At 45.5% G+C, this 6,424-nt stretch carries 8 protein-coding genes; 1 reads left to right on the forward strand and 7 read right to left on the reverse strand.

Features of this window, described 5'->3' with window-relative positions; translation table 11 throughout:
- Positions 1-171 precede the first annotated feature (171 nt).
- Genes RP262_RS11080 through rlmB form a run of 3 tightly spaced genes read right to left on the reverse strand, consistent with a single transcriptional unit; the run spans position 172 to position 2,271 of the window.
- Positions 172-1,035, reverse strand: a complete 864-nt coding sequence (locus tag RP262_RS11080) for a DegV family protein (protein WP_311155183.1) — start codon at positions 1,033-1,035, stop codon at positions 172-174.
- Positions 1,025-1,546 (reverse strand): NYN domain-containing protein, encoded by a 522-nt coding sequence (locus tag RP262_RS11085; protein WP_311155184.1) that lies wholly within the window; start codon positions 1,544-1,546, stop codon positions 1,025-1,027. Before RP262_RS11085 ends, RP262_RS11080 begins: the two co-directional genes overlap by 11 nt.
- A complete protein-coding gene (rlmB, locus tag RP262_RS11090) occupies positions 1,543-2,271 on the reverse strand; it encodes a 23S rRNA (guanosine(2251)-2'-O)-methyltransferase RlmB (protein ID WP_311155185.1) in 729 nt (242 codons plus the stop codon). The genes RP262_RS11085 and rlmB overlap by 4 nt, the downstream gene beginning before the upstream one ends.
- Positions 2,272-2,423: 152 nt before the next feature.
- Here rlmB and RP262_RS11095 point away from each other — a divergent pair, with 152 nt between their 5' ends.
- Positions 2,424-3,380, forward strand: a complete 957-nt coding sequence (locus tag RP262_RS11095; protein WP_311155186.1) for an aromatic acid exporter family protein — start codon at positions 2,424-2,426, stop codon at positions 3,378-3,380.
- 124 nt (positions 3,381-3,504) lie between these two features.
- On the opposite strand, the gene RP262_RS11100 is transcribed toward RP262_RS11095, so the two are convergent.
- The 4 genes from RP262_RS11100 to cysS all read right to left on the reverse strand — a co-directional run bounded on the left by RP262_RS11100 (position 3,505) and on the right by cysS (position 6,393).
- The gene (locus tag RP262_RS11100) at positions 3,505-3,927 is read right to left on the reverse strand and encodes a hypothetical protein (protein WP_002907990.1); all 423 of its coding nucleotides are present in this window, start codon (positions 3,925-3,927) and stop codon (positions 3,505-3,507) included.
- Positions 3,928-4,213: 286 nt separating this feature from the next.
- On the reverse strand, positions 4,214-4,645 hold the full coding sequence (locus RP262_RS11105) for a DUF6892 domain-containing protein (protein WP_223310375.1): 432 nt from the start codon (positions 4,643-4,645) through the stop codon (positions 4,214-4,216).
- Between the two features lie 19 nt (positions 4,646-4,664).
- Positions 4,665-5,057 (reverse strand): Mini-ribonuclease 3, encoded by a 393-nt coding sequence (locus tag RP262_RS11110; protein WP_223310376.1) that lies wholly within the window; start codon positions 5,055-5,057, stop codon positions 4,665-4,667.
- The gene (cysS, locus tag RP262_RS11115) at positions 5,050-6,393 is read right to left on the reverse strand and encodes a cysteine--tRNA ligase (protein WP_311155187.1); all 1,344 of its coding nucleotides are present in this window, start codon (positions 6,391-6,393) and stop codon (positions 5,050-5,052) included. The genes RP262_RS11110 and cysS overlap by 8 nt, the downstream gene beginning before the upstream one ends.
- Positions 6,394-6,424 lie beyond the last annotated feature (31 nt).

The raw sequence follows: 6,424 nt of genomic DNA on the forward strand, positions 1-6,424 counted from the left end.
TATGAATATCGTTTTTGTTTACAGGGCGGATGTTCCGGTCCGCGAGTTATTTGAAAGGTTCCGGGGCCTTACAAATGGGGTAAACAATACCGCCTACTATCATATCAAAAATAGTAGGCAAAAGCAATAGATTTGAAGTAATTATTTATGAAATAGCGATTTCATGTTTTCTTAGTCTTGAATGTCTTGGGCTATACTAAAGAGTCCCAAAGTTCCCGGACCAGTATGGGTAGAAATGACAGGTCCCAGAGGCATGAGGAGAACTTCCTCTACTTGGTCACTTTTCAGCAGCTGGGCTTTCAAACTCTCAGCAATCTCTTTGGCACCTGCATAGGCGATGACCACCCGCGGGTCAGCAACTCCCTCCAGAGTCATGCGGACCACTTCTGCCTGCGCCTTCTTCTTGCCGCGAACCTTAGCGACCGAGTCCAGAGTCCCATCTCCCTTGACAGCGATAATCGGCTTGATATTAACTAAGCTCCCCATAAGCGCAGCAGTTTTGGAAATCCGACCGCCCCGCATCAGGTGATTGAGGTCATCAACCAGAAAATATGTCTTAACCTTAGGCACCAAACTCTCAATCAAGTCTGCTGTCTGCGCCAAAGTCTGGCCTGCAGCTCTAGCTTCTGCTGCCTTCATGACTAAAAGTCCTTCACCCATAGAAGCCGCCTTGGTATCAATGATACGAATCAGTGCATCTGGAAAATCTTCTAAGACTATCTCCCGTGCCATGACAGCACTCTGATAAGTACCTGATAGAGCCGAAGCAAAGGCTACATAGAGAACTGGTGTCTCTTCCTTGGCATAGCTTCGAAAGACATCTTCAAACTGGCCGACATTAATCTGGCTGGTAGTCGGCTTGCTGCCGGACTCCATCTTATCCAGAAGTTCTTGGCTGGTCAGCTTTCCTGCGCCAACTGTCTCATAAGTTTGGCCATCTAGCTGAATAGTCAGGCCTAGGACCTGCACATCATTTTCCTGGGTCCAGTTTTCTGGCAGGTCTGCTGTTGAATCGGTTAAAATTTTAAAGGTCATCTTTTTTCTCCATCATTTTTTGTAAATCACGCAAAGATTGGTTGTCCATCGGTCGCAAGGGCGGTCTTTGCAGGTTGATTTGTCCGCTCAGTTTATTAAGGTCTGATTTGGTAACAGCCACTCTCTTCTCTAGCTCTCTAGCGGACACTCTCAAAGCCCCTTGGGCAAAGACAGTCCACTGCTCATTGAGATCGCTGGTCGCAACCGACACCTGATTTTTGGGTGTATTGAGCTCAGCTGCCAAGCGCTCGATATAGTCATCTGCCGTTTCCTCCTCTTCAGTGAAAACGACCGTCACATTAAACTCCTCGTAGGTCTGCCGAACTCCCGGCATATACTGGGCATCAAAGACACAGATAACTTCCAGTCCTTCAAAGCTAGCATAATTGCTGAGTTTCTGAAGCAGAATGGTTCGTGCAGCATCTAGCTCTCCGCGGTTAAAGTAAGGACGAGTCTCCCGCCAAAAGGCCGTCATATTGTAGCCGTCCACCAGTAAGATTTTTCTTTTCATAGGCGATTGCGAAAGACTTCATACATGAGAATAGCCGCTGCAACACTGGCATTGAGGCTCTGGACATGCCCATTCATGGGAATGGAAATCATCTCGTCCACCTGTTTTTTAATATTGCTGGAGATTCCCTTACCTTCGTTGCCGATAATGAGGGCCAGCTTGCCTGCTGTATTCCACTTATGAGAAGGCGTCCCCTGCATATCCGTACCGAAAATCCAGAAACCAGCTTCCTTGAGCTTATCCAGAGTCTGGCCGAGATTGGTCACACGGGCAATGGGAATATGCTCAATGGCACCCGTTGAAGTCTTGGCCACGACTGGTGTCACACCGACTGCCCGGTGCTTGGGAATGATGACTCCAGCCACATTGGTCGCGTCAGCTGTCCGCAAGATAGAGCCCAGATTGTGCGGGTCAGTCAGCCCGTCCAAAATCAATAAGAGCGGATTGTCTTCCTGCTCTGCTTTTTTCAACAGCACCTCGAAGTCAGTATAGGCGAACTCCGCCACCCGCAGAACAAAGCCCTGGTGAACAGCTCCATCAGTCATTTCCTGCAAGGTTTTCTTAGGCGTCCATGAGATAGAAACCTTCTTTTCCGCTGCTAAATCTTTGATTTTGTCGACCTTTTTACCACGCAGGTCGTCTTGAATGTAGAGTTTATTTCCAGTGTTAGCCGTGAGAGCCTCTGTCACCGCATGCACACCGTAGACAATATCGTTTTTTTCCATAGGACTAGTATAACACAAAGGCGAAAAAATGGCGGCAGGATTTACTCGGGCGAGACATAATTCTGCTCTGATAAAAAGCAATCAGCAGGCCCTAAGATTCTACGCCTGTCATGCTATAATAGAAAGAAGTCTAAAAAAGGAAACTCTCACTCATGTCTCTCCTCCAACGCACCATCAAGCTAGTACTAGCTACTTGTCTCGCTGCTTGGCTGGCTGACTTTTTAGGTCTGGCCTACTCAACTTCAGCTGGAATTATTGCCATCCTCAGCGTGACCAATACCCGCCGCAGCACTGCAAAGCTAGCTGGCAATCGCTTTTTATCTACCCTGCTGGCTCTGGCTATCGGAAGCCTGGCTTTGCACTTTTTAGGTTTTCATCTCGGAGCATTGGCCATCTATATCGTGATCTATGTGCCTCTGGCCTTTCGGCTTGGCTGGGAAATTGGCATTACACCCAGCACCGTCCTGGTCACCCATCTGCTCTTAGAAAAATCCACCTCCTGGTCTCTGCTTGGAAATGAGCTAGCTCTATTTCTTATTGGGACTGGCTTTGCTCTGCTAGCCAATCTCTATATGCCCTCGCGCCAGCAAGAGATTGACAACTACCACGAGAAAGTGGAAGAACAGCTGAAAAAAATTCTCCTGCGCTTTGAATATTTCTTAAAATCTGGAGACGGCCGAAATGATGCAGCTCTGATCAAGGAGCTGGACAAGATTCTACAACAAGCCTTGCAGCTGGTCTATCTGGACCACTCCAACCACCTCTTTCATCAGACCAACTACCATATCCACTATTTTGAAATGCGGCAGGCCCAAAATCGTATCCTGCAAGACATGGCCAGCAATATCAATAACTGCCATCTAGCAGCCAGCGAAAGCTTGATTTTAGCCCGCCTCTTCTCTCAGACCGCTAAGCAGCTGAGCCAAGAAAATCCCGCCCGAGACCTCTTGGACGAGATTGACAACTATTTGACCGTTTTTCGCGAGCGACCACTCCCTAAAACCCGCCAGGAATTTGAAACCCGCGCCATACTTCTGCAGCTCCTGCGAGACTTGGAGACCTTTATTAGAATTAAGGTGGAATTTTACGAAAAATATAAAGAAGACTAGTTGTTTTATTTTGCAAATAAAGTACTAAAACTAAAAAAGAGATAAAGGACTTTAATCATCTTTATCTCCGAATTAAAATAATTTGTTTTCATTTCATGACATCGGCTATATAACTGATGTCTTTTTAATTAGGTTCTTTAGTATCATAAACCTTGTTTCCCTTAAAATAGACGTAATAGTCCTTATCATCCTCGTCCGCCCAAACGAAGCGAGTAAACATACCTGTCACATCCAGTCCTCGTGGTTTACCTAGTTTTTTGACAACGTCTTGGGCTGACATCCCTTTAGAAATACCGCTTAAACTTTCCACTTGTTTAGAAGAAGTGAATGTAATCAGCTTATTCATGACAACAGAATTTTCATCATAAGCAATAAGGATAGTATAATTATCTGACTTCCACAGGTCACCTCCACTACTTAGCTCTGAAGTTGGCTGACCCAGCTTAGCACGTACTTCATCCTTTTTAGTAGCAACCCGATCAGACTCCTCTTCAAAATAAATGAGATTGATTGATTTAAATTCTTCCCACTTATCAATATCTTGCATATCAGTAAGGGCATCCAAAGATTGACCAAAGTCATTAAAGAGAGTATATGGATCATCTTCAATTGCAGAAGACGAACTAGATGAGCTATAGTCATAGTCGTCATCAGAGTATTCTTTTTTCGAAGATGAGCTCTGTTTTCTAGAGTAGCTAGAGCTAGACGAGGAAGAAGTATTGCCACTTCGTCTGAAAAGAGGGACAAACATGCAGGCGCTAAGTGTCATCAGACTAAACAAGCAGACTGCAAACAATATAAATTTTTTCATAAGATTCCTTTATTCAATAATATTACTCTTCGATATCAATTCCTTTGGATTCAAATAAATCACGTACTTCTTTAGAAAATGGAAAGATTGTTCCGTCAATGGTTTTCAAATTCGAAAACTGCGATAGTTCCTTTTCAGTCACATTTTCCAAATCAAATTGATCATCTTCACCATCCCATAAAGGGATTAATTGCGCATAGATATCATTACCTCCATCAAAGAAGAGGCTTTCTACATTCTGCGCATACTCTTTAGGTATTTCCAACCGTTCGAAATAAGCCTCTACTTCAGGAATTGGTGTCTCATAGAAGTCTTCTGGATCTATAGATAATTTCTCAGATTCACAAAAACTGTAAACGTCAAATCGTGGTTCAAGCACGTTTTGTTCATACATCAACTCCTGAACAATAGCCAACTTGAAATTAAAATTATCAAATTGTAAGAAATCACTCATAAATTACTTCCTTTCAGAATCAGAACGAGGCCTCAATCTTCCGAATACACCAGTCAATCAACTCTTCCAGTCGCTTAATAGATTCGGTCATATGCAGGTAGCCCATGACTGCCTCAAAGCCTGTAGACATACGGTAGGTGACGATGTCTGTATTCTTAGCCTTGGTGTGGCTGTTGGCATTACGGCCACGCTTGTAGATATCCTCTTCCTTCTCCGTCAAAATCCCTTCTTCCAGCATAAGAGAGATGAGATTGGCCTGAGCCTTGGCAGAAACGTACTTGGTTGCTTCCCTGTGCAGCTGATTTGGCTTGGTCAGACCTTGAAAAATCAGGTGACGCCGGATATACATGGAGTAGACAGCATCTCCCTCAAAGGCGAGGGCAATGCCGTTAATCAGGTTGACATCAGTCACGGGTCCACCTCACTCCGTCCTTTGTATCCAAAAGCTTGATGCCCTGAGTGACCAATTCATCCCGAATACGGTCTGCAGTCGCAAAGTCTCGATTAGCCCGCGCTGCTTGGCGTTCCTCAATCAAGCGCTCAATGTCCGCGTCTAGGACTTCTTCTACAAAGACGATACCAAAAACTTCTAAGAGCTTGGCAAAGGCTGCCTTGACTTGAGCTGTGTAGTTGCCAGAGTTGATCCACTTGGCTAACTCGAAGACAACCGTGATACCGTTGGCCGCATTGAAATCTTCGTCCATAGCGGCGGTGAACTTGTCCAGAAAGGCCTGAAGCTGAGCAGAATCTGCCTGACCAGTGAAAGGCTGCTCATAGGTATTCTTCAAATACTTAAGATTGGTCGCTGCATCATGAACAGCTTTTTCCGTGAAATTGATCGGCTTACGATAATGCTGGGTAGCAAAGAAGAAACGCAGCACCTGACCATCAATGGTCTTGAGGGCATCATGAACGGTGATAAAATTACCTAGAGACTTGGACATCTTAACATCGTCAATGTTGACAAAGCCATTATGCATCCAGTAGTTGGCAAAAGTCTGACCAGTCTTGGCCTCTGACTGGGCGATTTCATTGGTATGGTGAGGAAACTCTAGGTCTGCCCCACCACCGTGGATATCAATAGTATCACCCAAAATCTCCGTCGACATGACCGAGCACTCGATGTGCCAGCCCGGACGACCTGCTCCCCAAGGACTGTCCCAGGAAATCTCGCCCGGCTTAGCTGCCTTCCAGAGAGCAAAATCCACCGGATTTTCCTTACGGGCAGTCTCATCATCTGTCCGACCAGAAGCGCCTAGCTCCAAGTCTGGCAAGGTTTTATTAGCTAGTTTGGCATAATTGTGAGACTTTTCCACTCGGAAATAGACATCGCCCTCTGACTCATAGGCGTAGCCCTTGTCCACCAAAGTCTGCACAAAGTCAATGATAGCCTCCATAAAGTCAATCACGCGCGGATGCTGAGTAGCCAGCTTAACACCTAAGGCCGTCACATCCTCACGAAAAGCTGCGATATACTTGTCAGCCACTTCTTTGGGAGTGATGCCTTCTTCCTTGGCTCGATGGATAATCTTATCATCTACATCTGTAAAATTGGAAATATAGTTGACCTCAAATCCCCGATACTCAAAATAGCGACGAACTGTGTCAAAAGCTACTGTTGAGCGGGCATTGCCGACATGGATATAGTTATAAACCGTCGGACCGCAGACATACATGCGAACCTTGCCCTCTTCAATGGGCACAAATTCACGTAGGCTGCGGGTCATGGTGTCGTAAATTTTAATCATGCGGTCCACTCCCTTCTCTATTTCTGACTTT

Origin of the sequence: uncultured Streptococcus sp. (assembly GCF_963456385.1) — a bacterium.
Lineage (GTDB): Bacteria > Bacillota > Bacilli > Lactobacillales > Streptococcaceae > Streptococcus.